This window comes from Nocardia sp. NPDC101769, assembly GCF_044766925.1.
GTDB lineage: Bacteria > Actinomycetota > Actinomycetes > Mycobacteriales > Mycobacteriaceae > Nocardia.
In genome coordinates, this window is record NZ_JBIWMX010000012.1 from 53,809 (window position 1) to 77,937 (window position 24,129).

The following is a 24,129-nucleotide window of genomic DNA, read 5'->3' on the forward strand; positions in this document are numbered from 1 at the left end:
CAAGGAGGAGACCCGTGTCTCAGGACACCGAATCGAAGCAGCCGGTCGACCCGGAATCGGCGCCGGCCCCGGGCAAGACAGTGCAGCTGAAGGTCTCGACCCTGGTGACCGCGGTCGCCGCGGTGCTGCTCATCGGCGCGCTGGTGACGGTCACCGTGCTGTGGCAGTCCGCGCGCGGCGACCTGAAGGACCGCGACACCCAGGCCGCGAACGACAAGCACGCCGAGCAGGTGGCCTCCGACTACGCCATGGGCGCGGCCAACCTCAACTTCTCCGACTTCAACGCCTGGACCGCTCGCCTCGAGTCCAACACCACCCCGGCGCTGGCGAGCAAGTTCGACGCCACCTCCTCGAAGCTGCGGGAGATCCTGGTTCCGTTGAAGTGGACCTCGAGCCCCACCCTGCTCAGCTCGCAGGTCACCAATCGCGACAACGGCGCCTACAAGGTGAACGTCTATCTGAACGTCAACTCCACCAATGCGCAGAACCCGGACGGCGTCCTCACCACCATCTACTACACGGTGAGCGTCGACCCCAAGAGCGACTGGAGGGTCACCGACGTCGGCGGCATCGACCTCCCGCTGCCCAAGCAGTAACCGTGTCCCGGAAAACCCTGGCCCGCCGCAGCTTTCGAGCTCGGCGGGCCTTCCGGTGCACCCGTCAGGCGGCGGTGCCGCGCAGCTTGTCGGCCAGCCGCACGGCCAGCGCGACGATGGTCAGGGTGGGGTTGGCGTGGCCGTTGGTGGGGAAGACCGAGCTGCCGGAGATATACAGGTTGCTCACGCCGTGCACGCGGCAGTCGCCGTCCACGACGCCGGTGCGCGGGTCCGCCGACATGCGGGTCGCGCCGGTGGGGTGCGCCCAGTCGGTCAGCCGGGCCGGGAGATCACTGGTCTCGCGGACCCATTCGTCCAGGGCGGGCGGGGGATAGCCGAGGCGGGCGAACTCGCCGGCGACCAGGGCGGCGGCGCGGCGGACGGTGGCGTCCTCCAGGGCGCTGACCTGCCAGTCGATGCGCGGATGCGGTATGCCGAGGCGATCCACGGTGTCGCTCAACGTGATCCGGCTGCGCGGGTCCGGGGTCTGCTCCACCATGCAGCGCAGTTCCACGTGTTCGAGCTTGCGCGGCAGACCGGTGTGGTCGATGAGGCGGCGTTTTGCTCCGGAGAGCAGCAGCCCGGGATGGCTGGCGACGGTGCGGGCGTCGTGCAGGTTGATGTGCCCGCGCAGCAGGTTCTTCACCGACTCCCAGGGGTCGTCCTCGGAGGGCACCTCCTGAATCCACAGGGCGCAGTTGAGGAGTCCCTCGTCGGCCTGGATTTCCGGCGACAGTGCCAGCCCGTGCAGGAAGGTGTGCTTACCGCCGCGGGTTTTCACGACGTATTTGCCGAATCGGTCGCGCGCGGCGGCGGAGGTGTGCGGGTCCAGCGCGCCCACCACACCGCAGCGATGATCCAGCAGATACCGGCCCACCACGTCGTGACGATTACCGATACCTTCCGGCACAATGTGATTCGACGCGAGCAGCAGGCGCGCGTTTTCGATTCCTCCGGCGGCCAGCACAATTCGCGCCGCACGTACGACACGGGTATTTCCGTCGGAATCCACCACCCGTAATGCCTCGACTCGGCTGCCGTCCGGATCGGTATCGATATGGGAAACGGTGGCATTCAGCAGAATTCGAACATTGGCTGCGGAGATTTCCCCGGCGTGGATGCCGAATCGCTTGGAGTCGAACGGATCCGCCGGGTCCTTGCTGATCTGCCAGAAGTAGGGCCGCAGCCAGCGCCGGTCCACCTCCGGATGGGCCGGAATCCGGTCGGCCAGCTCCCAGAACCGGTCGCCGGTGAACCCGGCTCCGTACCCCAGTCCCAGATGTCCTGCCGCCCGATCCAGATACGGCTCGACCTCGGTGAATCCGATCGGCCAGCCGGAGAACGGGACCCAGGCGCGGGTCGCGAAATCCAGGTCGTCCAGGGGCGCGCAGCGTCCGCTCCAGGTGTGCGAACTGCCGCCCAGAATGCGATTGCGGGCATTGCGATACGGCTGGGCCCGCGCGGCGCCGACATTCTCGATGTCGTTGAGCGCATCGGTGCCGGGGGAGAGTTCGCGCCCGCCGCTCTCGAGCACCAGCACTCGTAGCGAGCTTTCCGCGAGTTCGGCAGCCAGGGTCAGGCCAGCCGGTCCGGACCCGATAATGCACAGGTCGGCCGTCAGCTCGCTGTCCCGCGCGGCACGAAGGTCGTCGATACGCACCGGAAATCCTCCCGCACCCGCATCCACCCCCGCGACGGACGCGCTTCCCTTTGCCCGGACCTCATCGTAACCGTTCAATTGCGCGGCCGTGGGGCATCTTTCGGCTCAACATCCGCGCTGCAGAAACGCGCGCACATAACCCGCCGACTGCCGCACATACATCCAGGACCAGAACAACAGCCCCGAATCGCTGGGACTGGCGACCATGGTGATCTGGCCGGAAAAACACTTCGCCACGATGTATCGAGCGCGAGAGACGTGCGGTGTATAGGTCACCACGATGATGTGCTGCCAGTGTCCAGCCTGGGCCCGGCGGCGGATCTCCTCGGCCTCGCCCTGGGTGGTCCACGGATTCGGCACGAAGCAGGAGACCGTGAAGGCGAACCCGCCGTCGCAATAGCGGTCCATCACCGGGTCGTTCTGGCCGGTGGATCGCGAGATCAGCAGCTCGGGCGCATAGCCCTCCTGGGCGAGCCGCAGCCCGACGTCGTAGCGTGCGTAGGCCGTCCCGCCGAGCACCACGATGGCGTCGGCCCGGCGCAGCGGATCCACCTGCGGGTGCACGAACACCGGCAGCCCCGCGAACGCGAGAGCGACGATCAGTGCCGTCACGGTGACGACCCCTGCGATGACCCTCCGGAGTGCAGGCACGCCTCCGACGGTACCGACTACGGAGTCGACCTTCCCGGCGTGATCGTGGGGCAGACTGTATTGCGCACGAACGCACGGCATCACGCACGAACACAAGGCATGTCGTCCCCAACGGAGGAGTCCGCCATGGAGCTGGGCCTGCACTACTGGAACTACTCGCACCCCGCCGCGACCGATCGGATCGCGTCGACGCTGGCGCATACCGCCCGCATTGCCGAACAGGCCGGATTCGCGCAGTTCACGGTCATGGACCACTACTTCCAGATGGAGCTTCGCGGCACCGCCGAGGAACCCATGCTGGAGGGCTACACCACTCTCGGCTACCTGGCGGCCCTGACCGAGCGTATGCGGCTGGGGCTGTTGGTGACCGGGGTGATGTACCGCTATCCCGGCCTGCTCGCCAAGATCGTCACCACCCTCGACGTGCTCTCGGGCGGCCGGGCCGAACTGGGCATCGGAGCGTCCTGGTACGAGCGGGAGCAGCGCGGCCTCGGCGTACCGGTCGTCCCGATGGCCGAGCGGTTCGAACGGCTCGAGGAGACGCTGCAGATCTGCCTGCAGATGTGGGGTCCCGACAACGGGCCGTACAAGGGCGAGCACTACCAGCTGGCCGAGACCCTGTGCGTGCCTGCGCCTTTGAGTCGCCCGCGCCCGCCCATCCGGATCGGCGGTGGCGGTGAGCGCAAGACGCTGCTGCTGGTGGCCCGCTACGCGGACGCCTGCAACCTCTTCGCGAGCAGCCCCGAGGAGGTCGACGCCAAGCTGGCCGTGTTGCGCGCGCACTGTGAGGCCGAGGGGCGCGACTACGACGCCATCCGCAAGACCGCGGTCTACGTGTCCGATGCCCTCGGCGATCCGGATCGGGTGCTGCGAGACGCCGAGCAGCTTGCCGCCCTGGGCATCACCGAGCTGGACTTCATGCCCGATGGCGATCCCGTCGTCTTCGCCACCGAATTCGCCGAACGCCTGCTCCCGCGCTTGGCGGCCATCTAGTCCGGGGCCGGGGCGTTCGGTATCATCGCGCGCGCTTGCCAACATCTGGAGGACACTGTGCCCGCGAATCCCACTGCCGCCGAACTATTGGCGACCGTCGAAGCGTCACCGCGGGCGGTCGGCGCGCACGACAAGGCCGCCTGGGTGGGCCTTTTCGCCGACAACGGCAGTGTCGAGGACCCGGTCGGCTCGCGCCCGCACATCGGGCGCGCGGCCATCGAGCGCTTCTACGACACCTTCATCGCGCCCAACGGGATCGTCTTCGATGTGACCGGCGACGTGGTGTGTGGCATGACCGTCTTCCGCGATCTCACCATCGCAACCACCATGTCCACCGGGGTCACCCTGCATGTGCCCATGCATCTGCGCTATGACCTGGCCGAGGTGGACGGCGCGCTGAAAATCCGTGCCCTGCGCGCACATTGGGAGCTGGCGGGCATGATCGGCCAGCTGCTGGGATCGGGCATGCAGGGCCTGCTGGCGGGTGCCAAGCTGGGCCCGCAGCTGCTCGGCAATCAGGGCGTCGGCGGGGCGATGGGCTTCATGTCCGGCCTGCGCGGTGTCGGCGCGGCGGGCAAGCAGGCCGCCGGGCAGCTGCTGGATGCCGTGGCCGCCGGTAATTCGTCCAGTGCCCGTGCGGTTCTGGCTCCGGTCCCGCGCCTGGAGTGGGGTGTGGACGGCGCGATGTCGCTGGAGGACTTCACCACCCGGGTGAAGGGCCTGCGCTGGAGCAAGGCCATTGCCGCCGGGCACTCGGTGACGGTGTCGGTGGAGACCCGCGAGGGCCGCGGCATCGCCGAACTCGACTTCGCCGACCGCGGGCTGCGCATCGAGTCGGCGCGAATCTTCGTGCCGGCGAGCTAATCCCGGATCCCGGCGATCTCCGCCAGGGGATTGTTCCCGCTGAATGTGGTGCCCCCGGCCGCGCCGACCACCTTCCCGTGCACGCTGATCAGCCACTGGCCGCACACGCAGCGCAGGTACTGCACCCCGCGGTGGGAGGAGACAGCTGTGGGAGAGGGCCAAGCGCAGGAAGGGCATTCGGCGATCATCAGGACATCCTGGACGCGGGAGCGTCGATTGACCATGATCGACACGCGGTGACCCGCAAATCGCGGGCGTGTCATGAGTGACTCGCCGTGCGTGATTTGCCAATGGGCCCATCGGAACTCGGCAGCACCCCGTTGACATCCAGTGTGGTCAGCCCGCTTTGCCCTTGCGCACCGCAGTCGGTGTTGCACCCCACCAGCGCTGGCAACAACGTGTGAATACCGACTGTTCCGACAATCCGATGAGCGAGGCGACCTGGCTCATCGGCATATCCGTCGTGGTCAGGTAGCGCCGCGCCTCGGTGCGCCGGACCTCGTCGAGAATCGCCGCGAAGGTGGTGTCCTCGGCGGCCAGCCGTCGCTGCAGGGTGCGCGGATGGATGGTGAGCAGCCGTGCCACGGCATCGATTTCGGGGGCGGTGGTGCCCAGCAGCTTCTGCAGGGTGGTCCGCACGCGCGGCGTGATGGCCGTGGCCGCGCCGCCGGACTGCTCGGCCAGGAACGCCATGGCCAGCCGGTGCAGGTTCTCGTCGCCGCCCGAGAGCGGCCGATTGCCCAGCGCGGCCGGTATCCGCAGCAGCGCGGCCGGGCGCTCGATTCGCGCTGGCGCGCCGAAGAACTCCTCGTACGCCTGGATCGGGGCGGCGGGCCGGTACGGGACCTCCACCGAGCGCAACCCGTAGCGCTCCTCGGCCAGACGCTGAATCGTCCTGTGCACGAAGGCCAATCCGAGATCGGTGCCCTGCACCGGGGTGGGCAGGCCGGGCGCGGTGATGCCGTAGCGCAGGGCGAGGACGCCGCGATCGCCGTACGGGTCGGGCTCCAAGGTCAGGCTCAGCGAGCGGGCGTGCACGAACAGATACCGCGAGGTGCACTCCAGCACGGCGGCCAGGGTGGTGGCGTTCCTGATGGCCAACGCCAGCGGGCCGAGCATGTCGAGGTCCTGCCGCGACGCCATCCGCAGTCCCAGATCCGGGCAGTCGAGCCGATGCGCCGCCAGCTCCAGCACCGCCCCGACCGCGTGGTCGGGGACCAGTAGATCGTCGGTGTCCAGGGCGGCGAGAGGCAGTCCGCAGGCGGCGGCCAGCTCCTCGGCGTCCCCGCCGAGCTCGGCTACGGTGGCTCGGAAGCCCCGCAAGCCCGCGGATCTGATCACCGACATGTCGTCCAGAATCAAATACTTGTCGCACAGAGTCAAGAAACCGGATGGCAGGCCCAACAGACTGGAAGTCATGAACGCCGCGCAACCACTTGCCGAACACCTCGACGTCGTCATCGTCGGAGCCGGGCTCTCCGGCATCGGCGCGGCGTACCGCCTGCAGGCCGAACAACCGGGCCGCAGCTACGCCATCCTCGAGGCGCGCGACGCGCTCGGCGGCACCTGGGACCTGTTCCGCTACCCGGGCATCCGCTCCGACAGCGACATGTTCACCCTCGGCTACCCGTTCAAGCCCTGGCGTGACGCCAAGTCCATCGCCGACGGGCCGGCCATCCTGCGCTACATCACCGAGACGGCCACCGAGAACGGCATTGACAAGCACATTCGTTACGGCACCAAAGTCGTTGGCGCCGAATGGGACAGCGGCGAGTCGCGGTGGACCCTCACGGTCGAGCGGCGCAGTGCCGACGGTGTCGAGCGCAGCACGCTCACCTGCGGCTTCCTCTACTCCTGCTCCGGCTACTACAACTACGACCACGGCCACGAGCCCGAGTTCCCCGGCATCGCCGACTTCGCCGGCACCGTCGTGCACCCCCAGTTCTGGCCCGAGGACTTCGACTACACCGGCAAACGCGTGGTGGTCATCGGCAGCGGCGCGACCGCGGTCACCCTGGTCCCGGCCATGGCCGAGCAGGCCGAACTGGTGACCATGCTGCAGCGCAGCCCCACCTGGATCTCCGCGGTCCCCGGCCGCGACAAGGTGGCCGACCGGATGCGCGAACTGCTGCCGCCGAACCTGGCGCACCGGCTCATCCGCACCAAGAACATCCTGTTCAACATCGGCTTCTACCAGTACTGCCGGCGTCGGCCCGAGGCCGCCCGCAAGCTGCTCACCGGGCTCACCACGCGAATCCTGAAGGACGAGAAGCTGGTCGCCGAGCATTTCACGCCCGAATACAACCCGTGGGATCAGCGCCTGTGCGCGGTGCCCAACGCCGACTTCTTCAAGGCCATGCGCAAGGGCAAGGCCGAGGTGGTCACCGATCACATCGAAACCTTTGTGCCCGAGGGCATCCGGCTGAAGTCCGGCAAGGTGCTCGAGGCCGATGTGGTGGTCACCGCCACGGGCCTGCAGCTGCTCGCCTTCGGCGGCGTCGACCTGGTGGTCGACGGCGCGCCGGTGGAGCTGTCCGAGCAGTTCGTCTGGCAGGGCACCATGCTGACCGGCGTGCCCAACTTCGCGGTGTGCATCGGTTACACCAATGCCTCCTGGACGCTGCGCGCCGACCTCACCTCGCGACTGGTCTGCAAGGTGCTGGGGTACATGGACCGCAACGGCTACCGGGCGGTGGTCCCGCAGCCGCAGCACACCCTGCAGGAGCGGCCACTGCTGGATCTGGCCTCCGGGTACGTCCAGCGCTCGATCGGCGACTTCCCGCGCCAGGGCGATCGGCACCCGTGGCAGGTACGGCAGAACTACCTGCTGGACACCGCGACGGTCATGCGCACCGACCTCGGCAAGACGCTGCGGCCGGTCGCGGCCGCAAAGCTGCTCGAACCGGTCCACTGAAATTCGCCTGCTGCTGGCTAGCATGGCCGCCATGACATCCACGCGGTTCAGTGGTCCGATGCGGTCGGTGCGAGTGGCGGTGACGGCGGTCTCCGCGGCCCTGCTCGCGGTGGCCGGCGGCCTGTGCACCCAGGCGGCCGCCGCGCCGTCGCCGGCCGAGCCGTCGGCGAGCGAGCAAGCGCCGCAGGGCCTCTGGACGATCCCCACCGCGCCCGCCGACTCGGCCACGCTGATCGTGGCCTACAGCTTCGGCAATCGCATTCCGGCGGGCGCGGATCCGGCGCGCACCATCGGCGATCCGGGACCGGTCAACGAGGCCCTCGCCGCGGCCGTGGTCGCCACGCGCGGCGATCGCGACCTCCCGGTGTACGCGCAGACCGAAATCGCCCAGGTGCTCTCCTCGCGGTACGGCATGACCGATGTGGTGTCCATCGATCCGGTGCGCAATGCCGAAGGGACCCTGATCTATCTGTCCACCGACGGGGTGGCCGCGCAGGTCGCCGCCCTCCGGGGCGCGGCGATCGCGGACGACGCAGCGGCGGTGGTGGCCTTCGCGGACCATCAGTGGCGGGCCACCAGAACGACCGCCCGACACGGTTTCCGGGCCTTCGCCCCGGCCGGTGTCGCCATGCCCGATCAGTACGACCCCCGGTCCGGGCAGTTGTGGACCACCAGCCGGTTGCTCTACCTGCCCACCGACCTGCTGGGGCGGCTCGCGCTGCTGAAGTAGCCCGAGGGGTGCGAACCCCGATTTCCTGCCGCCCGCGCCCGGCTGGGCTGCCATGCTTTCGCGCCATGGGACGAGTCGAGACGAGAGCAGTGGTCGAGTCGCGGGCCGCGGCCGACTCGAGGACGGCGGCCGACTCGAGGACGGCGGCGGGCGGATTCCTGCTGCCCGCACCACGATTCGAGCCGCCGTTGGAGCAGTGTCGTCGTAAGCCGGGGCCGGTCCGCCACGCTCCAGAGGCGGGCCGCCGGGCACCAGGGATGGGCGGCCGGGTTCCGCGGCCCGATCAGTGGCCGGCCGCCGCCGCGAACCGATCGCCGGGATGCCGGAATCGAGTGGATCGCCGATCGGTTTCTGCTGTGCCCGGATCGGTCGGCCTGCAACGGTTTCTGCGTTCTTCGCACCCTGTGAAAACCCGGGGTGCTGATGAATGCAACACTGCGGCAAGGCAATTCGCGGGGACCGCGCTGCGGCTGGCGCTCGAGGTGCTGGACGGCCGCCGTCCGGTGAGGCAGCTGGGCCCGCTCGCCGAGCCGGCGGTGGCGGCCGCGATGCGCACCCTGGCGGGGGCGGGCCGGCTACCCGGGCGGGAGCTCGGCACCGCCACCCTCACCAGGGTGGATGTGATCATGGCCGGACCGGGGCAGGCGGAAGTTTGCGCGGGTTACGACCGCGGCGGGCGGCGTTTCGCGCTCGCCGCCCGTATTGTCCATGGTCGTTCCGGGTGGCGTTTGGCCGCATTCCGGGTGTGCTGAAGACCGGACGGTCTCTGCGGTAATAGCAGAATAGTCTGGTTGCCCCTAATTCGATTCGCGCCTGGTTTGAATCCTGCATCGCGCGGCATTAACATTTCGGCGAATAGCGGCACCTCACACGTGGAAGGGCAGTCCATGGCGAAGAAAGTCACCGTAACTCTGGTTGACGACTACGACGGCGAATCGAAGGCCGACGAGACGGTATTTTTCTCGATCGACGGCAACGACTTCGAGATCGATCTGTCGAACAAGAACGCCGGCAAGCTGCGGGAGGCCCTGGAACCGTGGACCGATAAGGCCCGCAAGGTCGGTCGTTCCAAGCGGACCGGCAAGGTGGCCGCGGGCGGCCGCACCCGTCCGGCGGTGGACCGCGAGGAGAGCACCGCGATCCGCGAATGGGCGCGCGCTCAGGGGCACCAGGTTTCCTCGCGCGGCCGTATCCCGGCCGAGATCGTTGACGCTTACCAGCGCGCCAAGAATTAACCAGCGTAAATCAAGGCGCTGGAAATTCGCTGGGAGTCGAGAGTCTGCGGGCATCGGCTCCAAGCGCGGGGAGGCGGAGCGACATTTCAGGCCAATGACTCGATCCGGATTTCTCGTGCGTCAAGCCGCGCGCAGTAGTGCGGCGCCGCACTCGGGAAGTTCGGCTCGAATCCTTTCCAGCAGGCGTTCGGCGCGGTCGCGATGCGCCGCGGCCGCCTCGGTGTCGCCTTGGGCGGCGGCCAGCGCCGCCAGGATCGAGTCCATCGGGCCGAACTCGGTCATCCCGGTTTCGAGGCCGATCAGGGTGCCGCTGTACGGTGCCAGGTATTCGTAGAGCCGTTGAATTGCTGGAGTGTCGCCAAGTTCGATGGCGGCGACCGCCCGCAATGCCGACATGAGGACCGGATAGAAGCCCGCCGCAATCGGATCCGAGTCCTCGTACACGCCGCGTGCGCGCTCGCGTTGTCCGCTCTGCAGCAGCGCGAGCGTGTAGGCCGGGGCGGCGGCCGCGGGCAGAGCCGCATAGGCGTTCGCGAGCCGATCCGTCAGGCCGCCCAGCTCGCCTCGCGCCCAGTCGATCGAGAGCGCGCAGAACAACTCCGCTTCCGCGTGATTGGCCACGCCGGAAAGCCGGGTGCGGGCCGTGAACCGGTGGTACAGCTCCTCGGCCGCGTCGATGTTCCCGCGCAGCAGTTCCATGGTCGCGGCGAGACAGCTGACCATATCCAGCAGCGGCTGCAACTGGCCCTCGTCGGCGAACTCCACCGCGGCCGTCGCCCGCCGCCCCGCCTCCCGCAGATCCGCCCGGGCCACCGCGGCCCGATATCCCAGATAATGCGCCAGCGCCCGGTACTCGGCCAGGCCGGCGGCGGTGGCCAGCCGCTCCAGTTCGTCGACCAGTGCCGAGTACTCCGTGTCGTACTCGAATGCGAGATAGGTCACCGCATTGATGGCGGCACACAGCAATTCGGGATCGCCGGTGCGCCGCGCCGCCTCGAGGGCCAGCCGGGCCAGCCGCCGCCCGGCGGCCGACTCCACCAGTCCCGTCTCGAAGGTCGCCGCGACCAGCAGGCGCACCAGATCGGCATCTGCCACATTGTTCGAATCATCCTGCACCGCAACGATATTCGGGTCATCAACGGCCGGTACCGAGGGGTCGGGGACCTCGCTCACCAGCAGGGCCAGGGTGGACGCGCCGACGCCGTGCCGGGCCAGGGCGCGCGCCAGCGCCCGCCTCATGTGCTGATCGGGCCTGCGCCAGTTGCGAATCGCCCAGATGATCGGGGCGCGCCAGCAGGTCAGCGCCCGGACCACCAGGTTCGGATCGCCCAGCTGCTCGGCGAGGGTGAGGGCCCGGTCGCGTTCGACGCGGGCCTCCCGATGCCGATTGTCGTAGGCCAGCGCCGTGACCAGCGCGCAGCGGGTGCGCAGCAGTGCGATGCGGTCGCCGGCGGGCGCGTGGTCGGCGTCGTGGCGGGCCAGCCGGTGCAGGTCCACCGCCGAGCGCAGCAGCCGCACACCGGCACTGCGCATCCCGCGGCTGGTGCGCCGCTCGGCCGCCCGTTCCACGTATTCGATAGCGCGCGAGGCGGTTTCGGCAGTCGCGCCCGCGAGGGCGTGCCGGGCCAGCACATCCGGGTCCCGCGCCACCGCCGGATAGGCGTCGGCACGCTGTTCCAGCAGCTCCAGTGCCGCCCAGTGCATCCGGCCCCGCCGCAGCGGCGGTATGCCCAGATACACGGCGTCGCGAATCAGCCCGTGCGCGAACCGGATACTCCCGCCGCTCCCGGAGCCCACCAGTCCGGCCGCCTCGGCCGCCGCGACCAGATCGATCACGGTGTCCTCGGCCAGCCCCGCCGCCGCACTGAGGATCGCCAGATCGACGCTCTCACCCCAGATGGACAGCTGCCGCAGCACCTCGGCGACCCCGTCGGGCAGCTGCGCCACCCGATCCTCGATCAGCTCCCGGATCGAGTCCGGCACATCGTCCAAACTCCCCTGTGCAGCAGCCGCTTTCGCCACCTCCCGGACGAACAGCGGATTCCCGCCCGTCCGCCGCTGCAGCTGCTCCAGCGCCTCGGCCTCGATCCCCGTCAACCCGGCGGCCGCCGCGGCTCGCCGCGTCCCCTCCGCGTCCAGTCCATTGAGCTCCAGCCAGGCCCCCGTATGCTGGGCCAGCGCCGCGACCGTGTTGTGGGCCCCCTGCCCCGCCTCCGATCGCCGCATGGTGACCAGCACGAATACCGGCTCGTCCCGCAGCCAGCTCACCACCTGCCGCAATACCTGCAAGGTCCCCGGATCGGCCCGCTGCACATCCTCCAGCAGCAGTGCCACCGGCGCGGAACCGGCCGCGCGCCTACATTTTTCCGCGATGACCCGCGCCAGCGTGAATGTGTCCTCGGCCGGCGTCCCCGCGTCGATCGCGCTCGGCTGCTCTGCGACCGGTGAAATCGGCTGGGAGGAGCCGGTATCCGGCCTTGCCGCGGCGGGAGTGCCCGGTGCGCCGACCGTGCCCTCCGAAAGCTGTGCGGCCGCAGCCCGGCTCGGCTCGGTCACGTCGAGGGCGGTGCTGATTTCGGTCCAGGCCCAGGCCGCGGGCGCGCCGTCGATCTCCGGGCAGGTTCCGGTCGCCGCGGTCCAGCCCGCGGTGGACAGCGTGGCGAGGGTTGCCTCCGCCAGCACGGTCTTGCCGATTCCCGCCTCCCCGGCGACCCAGGCGACCCGCAACTGCCCGGCTCGCGCCGCCTCGGCGGCGTTCAGCAGCTCCGACAACTCCGTGAGATAGCCGGTAGCGCAATGGAACCCGTCGGCGGCCTCGCGGGCGGTGCTGGTTCTCGCCGTCTCGATGCCCGGGCTGGAGACCGGCGCTGGAGCGGCCGTACTCGTGGTGGTGGCCGGGGGTGCGGCAGGGCCGGTGGGGTGGCGGTGGTGAGCCGGCAAGGGCGGGGTTTGGGCGAGGCCGGCGGAGTGATTGAGAATCGCTATTTCGAGTTGGCGCAGCGCGGGGGAGGGATCGACACCGAACAGTCCGCCGAGGAATTCGCGCGAGCGCCGGATGGTCGTGAGCGCCTCGAGCTGCTGGCCCAGCTGGTATTGCGCCAGGGCGAGCAGGCGGACGATTTCCTCGCGGCCGGGATTGTCCTCGAAGAGCTGGCGGAGTTCGCGGACCACTTCGCCGGAGCGGCCCAGTTCCAATTCGGTGCGGGCATTGAGTTCGACGGCGGTGAGGTAGAGGTCGGTGAGCCGGTCGGCCTCGGCGACGGCCCAGTCGGCCTCGGCAAAGGCCTCCAGGGCGGGACCGTGCCAGAGTGAGAGGGCGGCCTCCAGCAGGGCATTGCGTTCGGTGGGGTCGGTGTGGATCTCGGGGTTGCTGACCAGTTCCTGATAGGTCCGCAACTGCTGCTCGAAATGCCATGCGTCCACGGCGTTCTCGGGGATCTTCAGGGCATACCCGGGCGACTCGGACACGATGAAGCGGGAGGGCGCACGCCGTGGGCGCTGCGGTTCGAACAGTCGCCGCAGATTGTGGATGTGCACCTGCAGTACGGCGGTGGCCTTCGGTGGCGGATGTCCGGACCACAGGTCGTCGATCAGCCGTTCGGTGCTCACGACCTGGCCGTGTCCGACGATGAGGCGGCCCAGGACGGCGCGCTGCATGGGGGTGCCCAAGGGGATGTCGCGACCGTCGACGGACAGCTGCAGGGGGCCGAGCACTCTCAGCTCCGCGCCTGCCATCGGTGTCCTCCTGCGACTGGAAGCGAACTGGTCATTCGCCGCAAGAAGTGCACTATCCCTCAAAAAACTGAAGATGCCAAAAGGTAGCCAAATGGTTGTCGGATAGTTACGGCCGATCGCCGCCATAAAGAAGACCGTGTGGTACGGAATTTTGTTTCCAATGCTAACAGTGCGAATGCGTCACACAACCCCGCCGGAAGTGGATCGCAAGAGTAGGCGGGGAGAATACTTCTGACTGGAAGCAACCTTGAAGTTGAAGGGGTGGTTGGTGTGACGAAGCCAGTGGATTTCCCCAGAGGTCTGGGAGAGACCGGCATCGAGCCCGAGAGCACCGGCATGTACGTGGACCGTGACGGCGATATCTGGGAGAAGCAGGACGACGGCTGGCGGCTGATCCTGCAGCGCGGCGTGTCCGTGGACCCGAAGTCCCTCTGGGATTGGACCGAGGGCCACGTCCGCGACTACGCACCGTTCATGCCGGTCGTCGCCGGGCGCTGACGGTTTCCGCCGCGAGGGTGATCGCGGCGCACCCCACTCTTGCCGCCCGCAGCTGAATTGACTGCGGCACAATCTATTCGGGTGCCAGCGCGCCGCTCAGATGGTCGTAGGCCACCTGTGCGTGCAGTCGCACGCCGGTGACGAGGGTGTCGTCGTCGGCGTAGAAGTGCGGGTTGTGGTTCATGAAGAGCCCGCGCCCGCCGGGCATGGGCGTCGGCAGACCCGCCGCGTCGAGCTGCGCGTCCTGCACACCCAGCGTCACGTACAGCCCGCCATACCTGTTGACGAACTCCGAGACGTCGTCGTATCCGAGCGTGGCCCCCGTCGGTACCACCCGGTCGTCCCCGGCCACCCGGCGGAAGGTGGACAGCCCGGCATCCATCCACGCCTGCTCGTTGTGCACCGCGGGCACGTCCTGAAGGAAATCCACTGCGGCCGAACAGTTGTAGGCAGCCGCGGTGTGGGTGGCGAGTTTCCGCAGCCGCGTCTGCACCGTACCCATGTCGTGTTCGACCGCGCAGCGGATGGTGCCCCACAGCGTCACGGTCTGGCCGATGATATTGAACCGCCCGACGTCCTCGACGTGTCCGATGCTCACGGTGATCGGGTCGAACGCGCTGACCTGCCGGTAGAGCTGCCCGATCCCGGTCAGGATCGCCCCGGCCGCCGGCATCGGGTCGATGCCCATCCACGGCATGGATCCGTGCACCTGCTGGCCGGCGAGGGTGATCCTGGTCAGGCAGGACGCCCCGAACTGGTTCCCGACCCGATATCCGATGTAGCCCTTGGGATATGGCGTGACGTGGAATCCGAACACCATGGTCGGCGCGGGATCGTCTAGCGCTCCCTCGGCGAGCATCTCACGCGCACCGCCCTTTTCGTTCACCGGCGGGCCCTCCTCGGCGGGCTGGAACACGAAAAGCGCGGTGCCCGGCAGTTTTTCGCGGACGCCGGCCAGGACCGTGGCCGCGCCCATGAGCATGGCGGTGTGGCAGTCGTGCCCGCAGGCGTGTGACACCGGGAACGGCCCGCCGGGGTACTGCTGATCGACCACGTGCGAGGCGAACGGTACCCCGCACAGGTCCGGCACCGGCAGCGCGTCGATATCTCCGCGTAGCGCGACCACCCGGTCGCCTGCCTGCCCGCCGCGCAGCACGCCGACCACGCCGTGCCCGGCGATGCCGGTGCGAACCTCGTCCAGGCTCAATGCTTTCAGGTGATCGCTGATCAGCGCCGCGGTGTTCACCTCGCGATTGGAGAGCTCCGGATGCTCGTGCAGATACCGCCGCCAGTGCACCACCTGTCCGGCCACCGCAGCCGCGCGGGCGTCGAGTTCGTCGTGGATCGCACGCATCAGGACTCCGTTCGGTCGGTACTCCGACGACGGGGCAAGGGCCGAACCGATCCAAAACAAAGTCGTTACGGCCATTTGCCGTCCGCGCCGAGGCTACTACTGTGGACCCCGAGTTCGCCATCCGTTAACTGACGCGTCGGCAGGCTCGTTGCGAACCCGAGTCCTTCCGAGCGTCACCCGAAGCTACGAGGTGACCATGACCCAGGGTTGGCCCAGTTCGATGGGTTCCTTCGATTCCTTCGACGACATCTTCAACCGATTCTTCGGATCCGGAATGTCCCGCCAGCCGCCGGTGCAGCGCATCGACCTGAGTCGTTTGCTGAGTGAGAGCGCCAAACAGGTCGTGGACTCCGCCCGGCAGGCCGCCCACGAATGGGGCAGCGCCGAGATCACCCCCGAGCACCTGCTCTACGCGGCCGCCGCCATCGAGCCGTCCCAGCGCATCATCGCCGAAATCGGCAGGGACCCCGAACAATTGCGCAAGCAGATGCGCACCGCCGCGGGCAGCGGCGTCGGCGCGCACGGCAGCGAGCACGCCCTGGTCCTGAGTCCGGGCGCCAAGCTGGCCCTGCGCAATTCGCAGCGCAGCGCCGCGGAGGCGGGCAGCAGCTACATCGGGCCGGAGCACATTCTGCTCGGCATCGCGGGCGTGCACGACAGCCCGGCCGCCCAGGCCCTCTCGGGTGCGAAGATGCCCGCCGCCCAGACCGCCAAGGAGCCATCCGACACCCCGACCCTCGACGAGTACGGCCGCGACCTCACCGCGGAGGCCCGGGCCGGCAAGGTCGATCCGGTGGTCGGCCGCGCCGAGGAGATCGAGCAGACCGTGGAGATCCTGTCGCGGCGGCGCAAGAACAATCCGGTGCTCATCGGTGATCCAGGCGTCGGCAAGACCGCCATCGTGGAGGGTCTGGCCCAGCGCATCGTCAATGGCGACGTACCCGCCACCCTGACCGACCGCCGCGTCATCGCGCTGGACGTGAGCTCGATGGTGGCGGGCAGCAAGTATCGCGGCGAATTCGAGGAGCGGCTCACCAAGGTGCTCGACGAGGTGCGCGCGCACTCCGACGAACTGGTGGTCTTCATCGACGAGTTGCACACCATCGTGGGCGCGGGCGGCGGTGGCGAGGGCTCCATGGACGCGGGCAATATGCTCAAGCCCGCCCTGGCCCGTGGCGAACTGCATGCCATCGGCGCCACCACCATCGACGAGTACCGCAGGTACATCGAGAAGGACGCGGCCCTGGAGCGCCGCTTCCAGCCGGTCATGGTGTCCGAGCCGTCGGTGGTCGACACCATCGAGATCCTGCGCGGGCTCTCCGACGTGTACGAGGAGCACCACCAGGTGCGCTACCTGGACGAGGCGCTGATCGCGGCGGCCGAGCTGTCCGACCGCTACATCACCGACCGCTTCATGCCCGACAAGGCCATCGACCTGGTGGACCAGGCGGGCGCGCGCGTTCGATTGCGAACGCGCACACCGGATCCCAAGGTGCGTGAGCTGGAAGAGAAACTGGCGCACCTGAATCGGGAGAAGGACGCGGCGGTCGCCGGCGAGGACTACGAGCGGGCCAACAAGATCAAGGCCGAGATCTCGAAGCTGGAGCGGAAGACCGCCGACGAGGTGGACCGCACCGAGATCCCGACGGTCGAGATCACCGATATCGCCGAGGTGGTGTCGCGGCAGACCGGCATCCCGGTCGCCGACCTCACCACCGAGGAGCGGGCGAAACTGCTGAAGCTGGAACAGGATCTGCACCGGCGGGTGGTCGGCCAGGACGAGGCCATCGTCGCGGTGGCCGAGGCGGTGCGCCGCGCCCGCGCCGGGCTCAAGGATCCCAACCGGCCCATCGGCTCGTTCCTGTTCCTGGGCCCCACCGGCGTCGGCAAGACCGAACTCGCGAAAGCCCTGGCGGAGGCCGTCTTCGGCGACGAGGACCGGCTCATCCGCTTCGATATGAGCGAGTTCCAGGAGAAGCACACGGTCTCGCGGCTGGTGGGCGCGCCGCCCGGATACGTGGGCTACGACGACGCCGCCCAGCTCACCGACAAGGTGCGCCGGCAGCCGTACTCGGTGATCCTGTTCGACGAGGTCGAGAAGGCGCATCCGGATGTGTTCAATGTGCTGCTGCAACTGCTCGACGACGGCCGGGTCACCGATGCCAAGGGTCGAACGGTGGATTTCAAGAACACCATCGTGATTCTGACCAGCAATATCGGCTCCGATCTGATCCTGTCCGCGAAGGACGGCGACCTGGACTCGATCACGCCGCAGCTGGAGGAGAGGCTGCGCAAGCAGTTCCGGCCCGAGTTCCTCAACCGGCTCGACGAGCAGATCATCTTCCACCGGCTCGACAGGTCGCAGCTGCGCAATATCGTCGGCCTGGTGCTCGACGGCACCAAGCGGCGGCTGCACGCCCAGGACATCGATCTGGATGTCTCGGACCGGGCCATGGACTGGCTGGCGGAGAACGGATATCAGCCCGAGTTCGGCGCCCGTCCGCTGCGCCGGACCGTGCAGAAGCAGCTGGACAACGCGCTGTCGAAGAAGCTGCTCGAGGGCGCGCTGGCGCCTGGTGACACGGTGCGCATCGATGCCGACGGCAGCGGTCTGCAGATCGAGGCGATCCACCACACCGGCGGGAAGAAGACCGACGCCAAGATCACCGAGGAATCGGTCATGACCGTCAGCAAGGGCGGCAAGGTCAAGTCCGACAAGCCGGATGCCAAGCACGCCAGCGGAAATGGCCACGGCAAGCACGGCACGAAGGCATCGGGCGGCAAGGCTTCCTCGGCCGGGGACTGAGCACGTCGCACACGAAAAGCGCCGCGCCGGAGCCGATTCCGGCGCGGCGCTGCTGTCCGGGCTACGGTGCGGTTCCGGTTGCTGCTGGGCGATGACGGTCATGCGGCAGTGGCCGATGGTGTGGCGATCGAGCGGGAAGGCCGCCGGCGCCGGCGGGGTAGTGCGGCATGTCGGCTTTGGGGTGGTTGCGAGTCGGTTCTGAATGTGCGTTAACTTCTGAGCATGGACCACAATCGCGACGCTGTGCCGCTACCTCTGGGCGACCTCGTCGCCGACGGGCCCTTCCCGCCGCATCACCCCGGCTGCTTCGGCTGTGGCCCCGCCAATCCGGCCTCCCCGCAGATCGCCTTCGGACGACTGGGCGATACTGTGCGCGGCACCTTCACCATGGACGAACGGCACCAGGGCGCGCCCGGCGTTGCCCACGGCGGTGTCGTGGCCGCGGCCCTGGACGACGCCTGCGGTGCGATCCTGGTCCCCCTGCGTCAGCCCGCCGTCACCGTCAAACTCGACGTCACCTACCGTGCCCCGGCCCGCCTGCACCGCGAATTCGTGGTCACCGCGGTGCTCGCCGCCCGGGAGGGCCGCAAACTCTACATCGACACCACGCTGACCGATGGCGACACCGTGATCGCCACCGGCCGTGCGATTTTCGTCGAGGTCGCCGCCGAGCACTTCCTGAGTCTCGGAGCGACCCTCGGGGAGATGCCCAGCATCGGATTGTGACCTGGCGCGGCGGGGCTACAGGTACCACTGGGCGACGAGGCCCGCGAGCGCGCCACCGGCGAGGGGACCGAGAACCGGGACCCAGGCGTAGGCCCAGTCGGCGTTCTTCTTCGTGGACGGCAGGGGTGCGCCGGGGCTCTCGTCGATGACCGGGCGGACGCCGCCCGCCGTCACCTCGGCTGGAATCCGCTGTGGGAGAACGTTGGCCGTGCGGCGGGTGGGGAGCAGGGCGTAGGCGATGCGCGGACCGAGGTCGCGGGCGGGGTTGATGGCGTAGCCGGTCGGGCCGCCCAGCGAGGCGCCGATGCCGACCACCAGCAGGGCCGCGGCCAGCGGGCCCAGGCCGCTGGGGGTCTTGCCGAGGGCGAGGATCACGAACACCAGGGCGAAGGTCGAAACCATCTCGGTGAGGAAGTTCCAGGTGTAGGAGCGGATGGCCGGGCCGGTGGCGAAAACGCCCAATTTCTTGCCCTCGTCGGGCTCCTCGTCGAAGTGCCGCTTGTAGACGATGTAGGCGGCGCACGCGCCCAGGAACGCGCCGATCAGCTGGCCGGAGAGATAGGCGACGGTATCGGTGAGATTCACCGGAATGCCGGGGGCGTATTCCTCCACGCCGGCGAAGAGATTGCCGATGGTGACCGCGGGATTGAGGTGGCCACCGGTCCTGTAAGCGACGTAAACGCCCGCGAATACGCCGATACCCCACCCGAAGGTAATGAGCAGCCACCCGCCATCGAAACCCTTCGATTTGGCCAGCACAACATTGGCTACCACCCCTGCGCCCAGCAGGATCAAAATCCCGGTGCCCAATGCCTCGCTGATAAAAATAGAGCTGAAGTCCATTGATTCGCCTCTCGATCGGCCGTCGGTGCAACTCTGAACCAGACTCTGAGGTCTCTCGTCCAGCAAATCTCTAGAAACACGCTAGAGGTAGGCGGACATCGGAAACAAGGCCGACAGGTGGGTGAATTCGTGACCTGGAAAACACCAACGCCGTGCCGGAATTGATTCCGGCACGGCGCTTTTCGTGAAACGAATATGGCTCCGACGCGTCGCGGAAAATCGCTCCGCGGCGCGCGAACCACAGCCGATCGCTGTTCTCCGGGCGGTCGAGGGCTGGGCCCTCGAACCGCTCCCGATTCAGGTGAGGGGGTCAGCCGAGGGCGACCATGCGGGCCGCGTTGGCGGCCTCGTCGTCCTTCTCCTCGTTGGCCGCCAATTCGGCGTGCACGCGGTCGAAGTAGCGGTTGATCTCGGCATTGGTGCGCTCATCGTCCCAGTCCAGATGCGGGGCGATGAGTCGGGCAATCTCCGGGGCCGCCCGCAGGCCGCGGTCGGGCACCTCGATGGAGATGCGGGTGCGGCGGGTGAGCAGGTCGTCCAGGTGCAGCGCGCCCTCGTGGGTGGCGGCGTAGACGGCCTCGGCGGCAAGATAGTCTTCGGCGCCCGGAATCGATTGGCCCAGTTCGGGAACCGCGGCGATGAGGTCGAAGATCTCCGCGGTCAGCGATCCGTAGCGGCCCAGCAGATGCGCCACGGTCTCGACCGGCAGCCCGGCCCGCGCCGCCACCTCGGCGATCGTGTCGAGCATGTCCTGGTAGCCGACCGCACCCAGGATGGGCAGGGTCGCGGTCACCGACGGCGCGACATCGCTGCCGAGGCGCTCGGCGGCGGCGTCCACCACGTCGGCGGCCATCACCCGGTAGGTGGTGTACTTGCCGCCCGCGATGACGAACAGGCCCGGGGCCGGTTCGGCCACCGCGTGCTCGCGCGACAGCTTGGAGGTCTCCTTCGACGCGCCGGTCATGAGCGGCCGCAGGCCCGCATAGGTGCCGACGATGTCGGCGCGGGTGAGCGGTTCGCGCAGTAGCGAATTGACATGGTCGAGGATGTACTGCACATCGGCGGCGGTGGCGGTCGGGTGGTTCTTGTCCAGCGACCAGTCGGTGTCGGTGGTGCCGATGATCCAGTGCTCGGCCCACGGGATGACGAACAGGACGGACTTCTCGGTCTTCATGGCGATGCCGGTGTTCAGGTCCAGCTTCTCGCGCGGGACCATGATGTGCACGCCCTTGGACATGCGCACGTGGAACGGGAAGTCCACGCCGGTCATCTTGATCATGTCGTCGGTCCACACGCCGGTCGCCGAGATCACGGTCTTGGCCCGGATGCTGTGCTCCAGACCGGTTTCCAGATCCATGACCTTCGCGCCCACGACCTTCTCGCCGTCGCGCAGCAGCCCGGTGACCCGGGTGCGGGTCAGCACGGTCGCGCCGTGCTGGACCGCGGTGCGGGCGATCATCATGGTGTGCCGGGCGTCGTCGACCTGGGCGTCGTAGTAGCGGATGGCACCGGTCATGGCGTCTTCCCTGAGCGCCGGGGCCAATTCCAGTGCGCCGGAACGGCTCAGGTGCCTGTGCATGGGCACCGAGCGCGCGCCGCCCATGGTGTCGTAGAGGGCGATGCCGGCGCCGATATAGAAGCGCTCGTAGTGCTTCTGCAGCGGGAACAGGAACGAGACCGGGTGCACCAGGTGCGGGGCCAGCTTGTTCAGCAGCAGGCCGCGCTCCTTCAAAGCCTCACGGACCAGGGCAAAATCGTACTGTTCCAGGTAGCGCAGGCCGCCGTGGATGAGCTTGGAGGACCGGCTGGAAGTACCGGCGGCGAAGTCGCGCGCCTCGACCAGGGTGACGGACAGTCCGCGAGAGGCGGCGTCGAGGGCGGCGCCCGCTCCGGTCACTCCGCCACCGATCACGAGAACGTCGATTTCGGTGTCGCCGAGCGAATCAATCGCCCGGGCGCGGTAGGCGGGATCCAGTTGTGCGGACACGAAATACTCCTTGCTATCGGTGTTTTCAGGCTGGTGGGGTGCAGCGGTCACCGGTCAGTCCTCGTCATCGAGATCAACCCAGTCGAGGGTGCGCGAGACGGCTTTCTGCCAGCGCGCGTAACCGCGGTGTCGCTGCTCGTCGGTCATGGTGGGCTGCCAGTTCTTGTCCTCGCGCCAGTTGGCGACGAGTTCGTCTGTGCTGCGCCAGAATCCGACGGCAAGACCGGCGGCGTAGGCCGCGCCGAGGGCGGTGGTCTCGGAGACCACCGGCCGGGAGACCGGCACGCCGAGGAAGTCGGCCTGGATCTGCATGGCGAGCTCGTTGGTGGTGACGCCGCCGTCGACGCGCAGGGTGTCGAGCTTCACCCCGGAGTCCTGCTGCATGGCCTCGACCACGTCGCGGGTCTGGTAGCAGATGGATTCCAGTGTGGCCCTGGCGATGTGGGCGTTGTTGCTGAAACGGGACAGGCCGACGATCACCCCGCGGGCATCCGCGCGCCAGTAGGGCGCGAACAGCCCCGAGAAGGCGGGCACGAAGTAGACGCCGCCATTGTCGGAGACCTGACGAGCCAGGGCCTCGACCCTTGCCGCGCCCGAGATTATCCCCAGCTGGTCGCGCAGCCACTGCACGGCCGAGCCGGTGACGGCGATCGAGCCCTCCAGCGCGTACACCGGCTTGTCGTCGCCGAACTGGTAGGCGACGGTGGTCAGCAGGCCGTGCTTGGAGTGCACGATCTCGGTGCCGGTGTTCAGCATCAGGAAATTCCCTGTGCCGTAAGTGTTCTTGGCCTCGCCAGGCCGGAAGCAGACCTGGCCGACGGTGGCGGCCTGCTGGTCGCCGAGCACGCCCGCGATCCGCACCGAGCCCTTGAACGGGCCGTCGGGGTAGGTGGTGCCGAAGCCCTCGGGATTCGACGAGGGCGCGATGCGCGGCAGCATGGCGCGCGGCACCCCGAACACGGCGAGCAATTCGTCGTCCCAGTCCAGGGTTTCGAGGTCCATGAGCATGGTGCGCGACGCATTGGTCGGGTCGGTGACGTGCACACCGCCGTGGACGCCGCCGGTGAGGTTCCAGATGATCCAGCTGTCGGAGGTGCCGAAGAGGGCGTCGCCGTTCTCCGCGTCCGCCCGCACGCCGGGGACATTGTCGAGGATCCACTTCAGCTTGCCGCCGGAGAAGTACGGCGCGGGCGGCAGTCCGGCGCGTTCGCGAATGAGATCGCCGTGGCCGGCCTTCTCCACCTCGGCGACGATGCGGTCGGTGCGGGTGTCCTGCCAGACGATGGCGTTGTAGTAGGGGCGTCCGGTGTGGCGATTCCACACGATGGTGGTCTCGCGCTGGTTGGTGACGCCGACGGCGACCAGGTCGCTCGCGGTGAGTCCGGCTCCGGCCAGGGCGCTCTTGATGACGGTGCGGGCGCGCTCCCAGATCTCGTCCGGGTTGTGTTCCACCCAGCCGGCCTGCGGGAGAATCTGCTCGTGTTCGAGTTGATGGCGGGCAACCACACTGCCGCCGTGGTCGAACACCATGAATCGCGTGGAGGTCGTGCCTTGATCGATGGCTCCGACGTACTGCGTCATCACGGTCCTTCCGGGAAGCTCGTCATTGAGTCCGTTTGCCTGGGTCCCCAGACAGCTGGCGGGAGGTGGGACCGGGACCGGCCCGGACCGAGCTCCACGCTACGAAGTGGAACGTGCGTATGGCAGAGGGTGCGTTCGACAATGCCGAACGGTTAGCTGGTAGGTTACGGGCATGCCGGGTCCGATTCAGTCCATCGAGCGCGCCGCGGCCATTCTGCGGCTACTCGCGCGCGGGCCCGGGCGGATGGGAGTGGGGGAGATCGCCGCGGCGCTGGGGCTGGCCAAGCCCACCGCGCACGGCATCCTGCGGACGCTGCAAGGGGTGGGATTCGTCGATCAGGATCCCGTGACTGGCAAGTATCTGCTGAGTCCGGCGCTGCAGGATCTCGGGTCCGGGCACCTGGACGCGAATGAACTGCGTTCCCGTGCCATCAATCGCGCCGACGCGCTGGCCGCGCGCAGCGGGGAATCGGTGCGGATCGCCGCGCCCGTGAACGGGGGAGTGGTGGTGATCCACCACGTCTTCCGGCCCGACAATACCGAGCAGGAACTGGCGGTGGGTGAGGAATTGCCGCCGCACGCAACAGCTCTGGGCAAGGTGCTGCTGGCCTACGACGGGGAGCTCGCCGACGCGGCACGCGACGGCCGGCTGCCCGCGATCACGCACCGCACCCTCACCGATCCGGCGGAGCTGCGGCGGGCCATCTCCGAGGTACGGCGCACCGGCTGGGCCGGGGATATCGGCGAATACCGTTCCGGTGAGGCCGGCGTCGCCGCGCCGATTCGCTCTCGGGGTGGTTTGGTGGTCGGTGCCATCGGCATCACCGGGCCGGTCGACCGGCTCTGCGACGGGCAGCTGCGGTTCCGGTCCGCGCCCATCGCCCAGGTGCGCGACGCCGCCGCCGCGGTGTCGCGGGATCTCGGTGGTGCGCAATGATTTTCCTGGACAGGAGCAG

Annotated in this window: 20 protein-coding genes; 11 read left to right on the forward strand and 9 right to left on the reverse strand. The window is 68.4% G+C overall.

Annotated features, from left to right (window positions below):
* The first annotated feature begins 14 nt into the window (after nucleotides 1-14).
* Nucleotides 15-596 carry a hypothetical protein gene (locus ACIRRA_RS20125; protein WP_402769991.1) on the forward strand — a complete coding sequence of 194 codons (582 nt, stop codon included), beginning with the start codon at nucleotides 15-17 and terminating at the stop codon, nucleotides 594-596.
* A gap of 64 nt (nucleotides 597-660) precedes the next feature.
* Here the strand turns inward: ACIRRA_RS20125 and ACIRRA_RS20130 are convergent, their stop codons facing one another.
* Both ACIRRA_RS20130 and ACIRRA_RS20135 read right to left on the reverse strand, forming a co-directional pair.
* A complete protein-coding gene (locus ACIRRA_RS20130) occupies nucleotides 661-2,256 on the reverse strand; it encodes a GMC oxidoreductase (protein WP_402769994.1) in 1,596 nt (531 codons plus the stop codon).
* Nucleotides 2,257-2,361: 105 nt separating this feature from the next.
* Nucleotides 2,362-2,907, reverse strand: coding sequence for a YdcF family protein (locus ACIRRA_RS20135; protein ID WP_402769997.1), 546 nt, complete (start codon nucleotides 2,905-2,907; stop codon nucleotides 2,362-2,364).
* A gap of 126 nt (nucleotides 2,908-3,033) precedes the next feature.
* Here ACIRRA_RS20135 and ACIRRA_RS20140 point away from each other — a divergent pair, with 126 nt between their 5' ends.
* Both ACIRRA_RS20140 and ACIRRA_RS20145 read left to right on the forward strand, forming a co-directional pair.
* Nucleotides 3,034-3,900, forward strand: coding sequence for an LLM class F420-dependent oxidoreductase (locus tag ACIRRA_RS20140; RefSeq protein WP_402770370.1), 867 nt, complete (start codon nucleotides 3,034-3,036; stop codon nucleotides 3,898-3,900).
* Nucleotides 3,901-3,957: 57 nt separating this feature from the next.
* Nucleotides 3,958-4,764 (forward strand): nuclear transport factor 2 family protein, encoded by an 807-nt coding sequence (locus ACIRRA_RS20145; protein WP_402770000.1) that lies wholly within the window; start codon nucleotides 3,958-3,960, stop codon nucleotides 4,762-4,764.
* On the opposite strand, the gene ACIRRA_RS20150 is transcribed toward ACIRRA_RS20145, so the two are convergent.
* Entirely contained in the window at nucleotides 4,761-4,988 is a 228-nt protein-coding gene (locus ACIRRA_RS20150; protein WP_402770003.1) for a hypothetical protein, read from the reverse strand. The genes ACIRRA_RS20145 and ACIRRA_RS20150 overlap by 4 nt on opposite strands.
* Nucleotides 4,989-5,100: 112 nt before the next feature.
* Nucleotides 5,101-6,111, reverse strand: coding sequence for an AraC family transcriptional regulator (locus ACIRRA_RS20155; protein WP_402770006.1), 1,011 nt, complete (start codon nucleotides 6,109-6,111; stop codon nucleotides 5,101-5,103).
* Between the two features lie 70 nt (nucleotides 6,112-6,181).
* Here ACIRRA_RS20155 and ACIRRA_RS20160 point away from each other — a divergent pair, with 70 nt between their 5' ends.
* The 4 genes from ACIRRA_RS20160 to ACIRRA_RS20175 all read left to right on the forward strand — a co-directional run bounded on the left by ACIRRA_RS20160 (nucleotide 6,182) and on the right by ACIRRA_RS20175 (nucleotide 9,643).
* Nucleotides 6,182-7,678, forward strand: coding sequence for a flavin-containing monooxygenase (locus ACIRRA_RS20160; protein ID WP_402770009.1), 1,497 nt, complete (start codon nucleotides 6,182-6,184; stop codon nucleotides 7,676-7,678).
* A gap of 31 nt (nucleotides 7,679-7,709) precedes the next feature.
* Nucleotides 7,710-8,408: a hypothetical protein gene (locus tag ACIRRA_RS20165; RefSeq protein ID WP_402770012.1), complete on the forward strand. Its 699-nt coding sequence runs from the start codon at nucleotides 7,710-7,712 to the stop codon at nucleotides 8,406-8,408.
* A gap of 404 nt (nucleotides 8,409-8,812) precedes the next feature.
* Complete coding sequence (locus ACIRRA_RS20170; RefSeq protein ID WP_402770015.1) at nucleotides 8,813-9,160, forward strand: Rv3235 family protein; 348 nt, start codon at nucleotides 8,813-8,815, stop codon at nucleotides 9,158-9,160.
* 135 nt (nucleotides 9,161-9,295) lie between these two features.
* Nucleotides 9,296-9,643, forward strand: coding sequence for an Lsr2 family protein (locus tag ACIRRA_RS20175; RefSeq protein ID WP_040860441.1), 348 nt, complete (start codon nucleotides 9,296-9,298; stop codon nucleotides 9,641-9,643).
* 120 nt (nucleotides 9,644-9,763) lie between these two features.
* Here ACIRRA_RS20175 and ACIRRA_RS20180 read toward each other — a convergent pair whose 3' ends face one another.
* Entirely contained in the window at nucleotides 9,764-13,378 is a 3,615-nt protein-coding gene (locus tag ACIRRA_RS20180) for a BTAD domain-containing putative transcriptional regulator (RefSeq protein WP_402770018.1), read from the reverse strand.
* A gap of 270 nt (nucleotides 13,379-13,648) precedes the next feature.
* Here ACIRRA_RS20180 and ACIRRA_RS20185 point away from each other — a divergent pair, with 270 nt between their 5' ends.
* Nucleotides 13,649-13,876, forward strand: a complete 228-nt coding sequence (locus ACIRRA_RS20185) for a hypothetical protein (RefSeq protein WP_354841370.1) — start codon at nucleotides 13,649-13,651, stop codon at nucleotides 13,874-13,876.
* Nucleotides 13,877-13,949: 73 nt separating this feature from the next.
* Here the strand turns inward: ACIRRA_RS20185 and ACIRRA_RS20190 are convergent, their stop codons facing one another.
* Entirely contained in the window at nucleotides 13,950-15,230 is a 1,281-nt protein-coding gene (locus tag ACIRRA_RS20190; RefSeq protein ID WP_402770022.1) for a M20 family metallopeptidase, read from the reverse strand.
* A 196-nt stretch (nucleotides 15,231-15,426) separates the two neighbouring features.
* On the opposite strand from ACIRRA_RS20190, the gene ACIRRA_RS20195 reads away from it, so the two are divergent.
* A complete protein-coding gene (locus ACIRRA_RS20195) occupies nucleotides 15,427-18,036 on the forward strand; it encodes an ATP-dependent Clp protease ATP-binding subunit (protein WP_402770025.1) in 2,610 nt (869 codons plus the stop codon).
* 222 nt (nucleotides 18,037-18,258) lie between these two features.
* A complete protein-coding gene (locus ACIRRA_RS20200; RefSeq protein ID WP_402770028.1) occupies nucleotides 18,259-18,762 on the forward strand; it encodes a PaaI family thioesterase in 504 nt (167 codons plus the stop codon).
* Between the two features lie 15 nt (nucleotides 18,763-18,777).
* On the opposite strand, the gene ACIRRA_RS20205 is transcribed toward ACIRRA_RS20200, so the two are convergent.
* The 3 genes from ACIRRA_RS20205 to glpK form a co-directional block, all read right to left on the reverse strand.
* Nucleotides 18,778-19,605 carry an MIP/aquaporin family protein gene (locus ACIRRA_RS20205; RefSeq protein ID WP_402770031.1) on the reverse strand — a complete coding sequence of 276 codons (828 nt, stop codon included), beginning with the start codon at nucleotides 19,603-19,605 and terminating at the stop codon, nucleotides 18,778-18,780.
* A 310-nt stretch (nucleotides 19,606-19,915) separates the two neighbouring features.
* Nucleotides 19,916-21,592, reverse strand: a complete 1,677-nt coding sequence (gene glpD / locus ACIRRA_RS20210) for a glycerol-3-phosphate dehydrogenase (RefSeq protein ID WP_402770034.1) — start codon at nucleotides 21,590-21,592, stop codon at nucleotides 19,916-19,918.
* 54 nt (nucleotides 21,593-21,646) lie between these two features.
* Nucleotides 21,647-23,173, reverse strand: a complete 1,527-nt coding sequence (gene glpK, locus ACIRRA_RS20215) for a glycerol kinase GlpK (protein WP_402770037.1) — start codon at nucleotides 23,171-23,173, stop codon at nucleotides 21,647-21,649.
* A gap of 172 nt (nucleotides 23,174-23,345) precedes the next feature.
* Between glpK and ACIRRA_RS20220 the strand changes: the two genes are divergently transcribed.
* The gene (locus tag ACIRRA_RS20220; protein WP_402770040.1) at nucleotides 23,346-24,110 is read left to right on the forward strand and encodes an IclR family transcriptional regulator; all 765 of its coding nucleotides are present in this window, start codon (nucleotides 23,346-23,348) and stop codon (nucleotides 24,108-24,110) included.
* Nucleotides 24,111-24,129 lie beyond the last annotated feature (19 nt).

Bases quoted from the DNA above. Each gene is read 5' to 3' on its own strand.
- ACIRRA_RS20140 (WP_402770370.1), top strand. From the start codon at position 3,034: ATGGAGCTGGGCCTGCACTACTGGAACTACTCGCACCCCGCCGCGACC.
- ACIRRA_RS20160 (WP_402770009.1), top strand. From the start codon at position 6,182: ATGAACGCCGCGCAACCACTTGCCGAACACCTCGACGTCGTCATCGTC.
- ACIRRA_RS20165 (WP_402770012.1), top strand. From the start codon at position 7,710: ATGACATCCACGCGGTTCAGTGGTCCGATGCGGTCGGTGCGAGTGGCG.
- ACIRRA_RS20205 (WP_402770031.1), bottom strand. From the start codon at position 19,605: ATGGACTTCAGCTCTATTTTTATCAGCGAGGCATTGGGCACCGGGATT.
- ACIRRA_RS20220 (WP_402770040.1), top strand. From the start codon at position 23,346: ATGCCGGGTCCGATTCAGTCCATCGAGCGCGCCGCGGCCATTCTGCGG.
- glpK (WP_402770037.1), bottom strand. From the start codon at position 23,173: ATGACGCAGTACGTCGGAGCCATCGATCAAGGCACGACCTCCACGCGA.
- ACIRRA_RS20200 (WP_402770028.1), top strand. From the start codon at position 18,259: ATGGACCACAATCGCGACGCTGTGCCGCTACCTCTGGGCGACCTCGTC.
- ACIRRA_RS20150 (WP_402770003.1), bottom strand. From the start codon at position 4,988: ATGGTCAATCGACGCTCCCGCGTCCAGGATGTCCTGATGATCGCCGAA.
- ACIRRA_RS20190 (WP_402770022.1), bottom strand. From the start codon at position 15,230: ATGCGTGCGATCCACGACGAACTCGACGCCCGCGCGGCTGCGGTGGCC.
- ACIRRA_RS20180 (WP_402770018.1), bottom strand. From the start codon at position 13,378: ATGGCAGGCGCGGAGCTGAGAGTGCTCGGCCCCCTGCAGCTGTCCGTC.
- ACIRRA_RS20195 (WP_402770025.1), top strand. From the start codon at position 15,427: ATGACCCAGGGTTGGCCCAGTTCGATGGGTTCCTTCGATTCCTTCGAC.
- ACIRRA_RS20175 (WP_040860441.1), top strand. From the start codon at position 9,296: ATGGCGAAGAAAGTCACCGTAACTCTGGTTGACGACTACGACGGCGAA.
- ACIRRA_RS20155 (WP_402770006.1), bottom strand. From the start codon at position 6,111: ATGTCGGTGATCAGATCCGCGGGCTTGCGGGGCTTCCGAGCCACCGTA.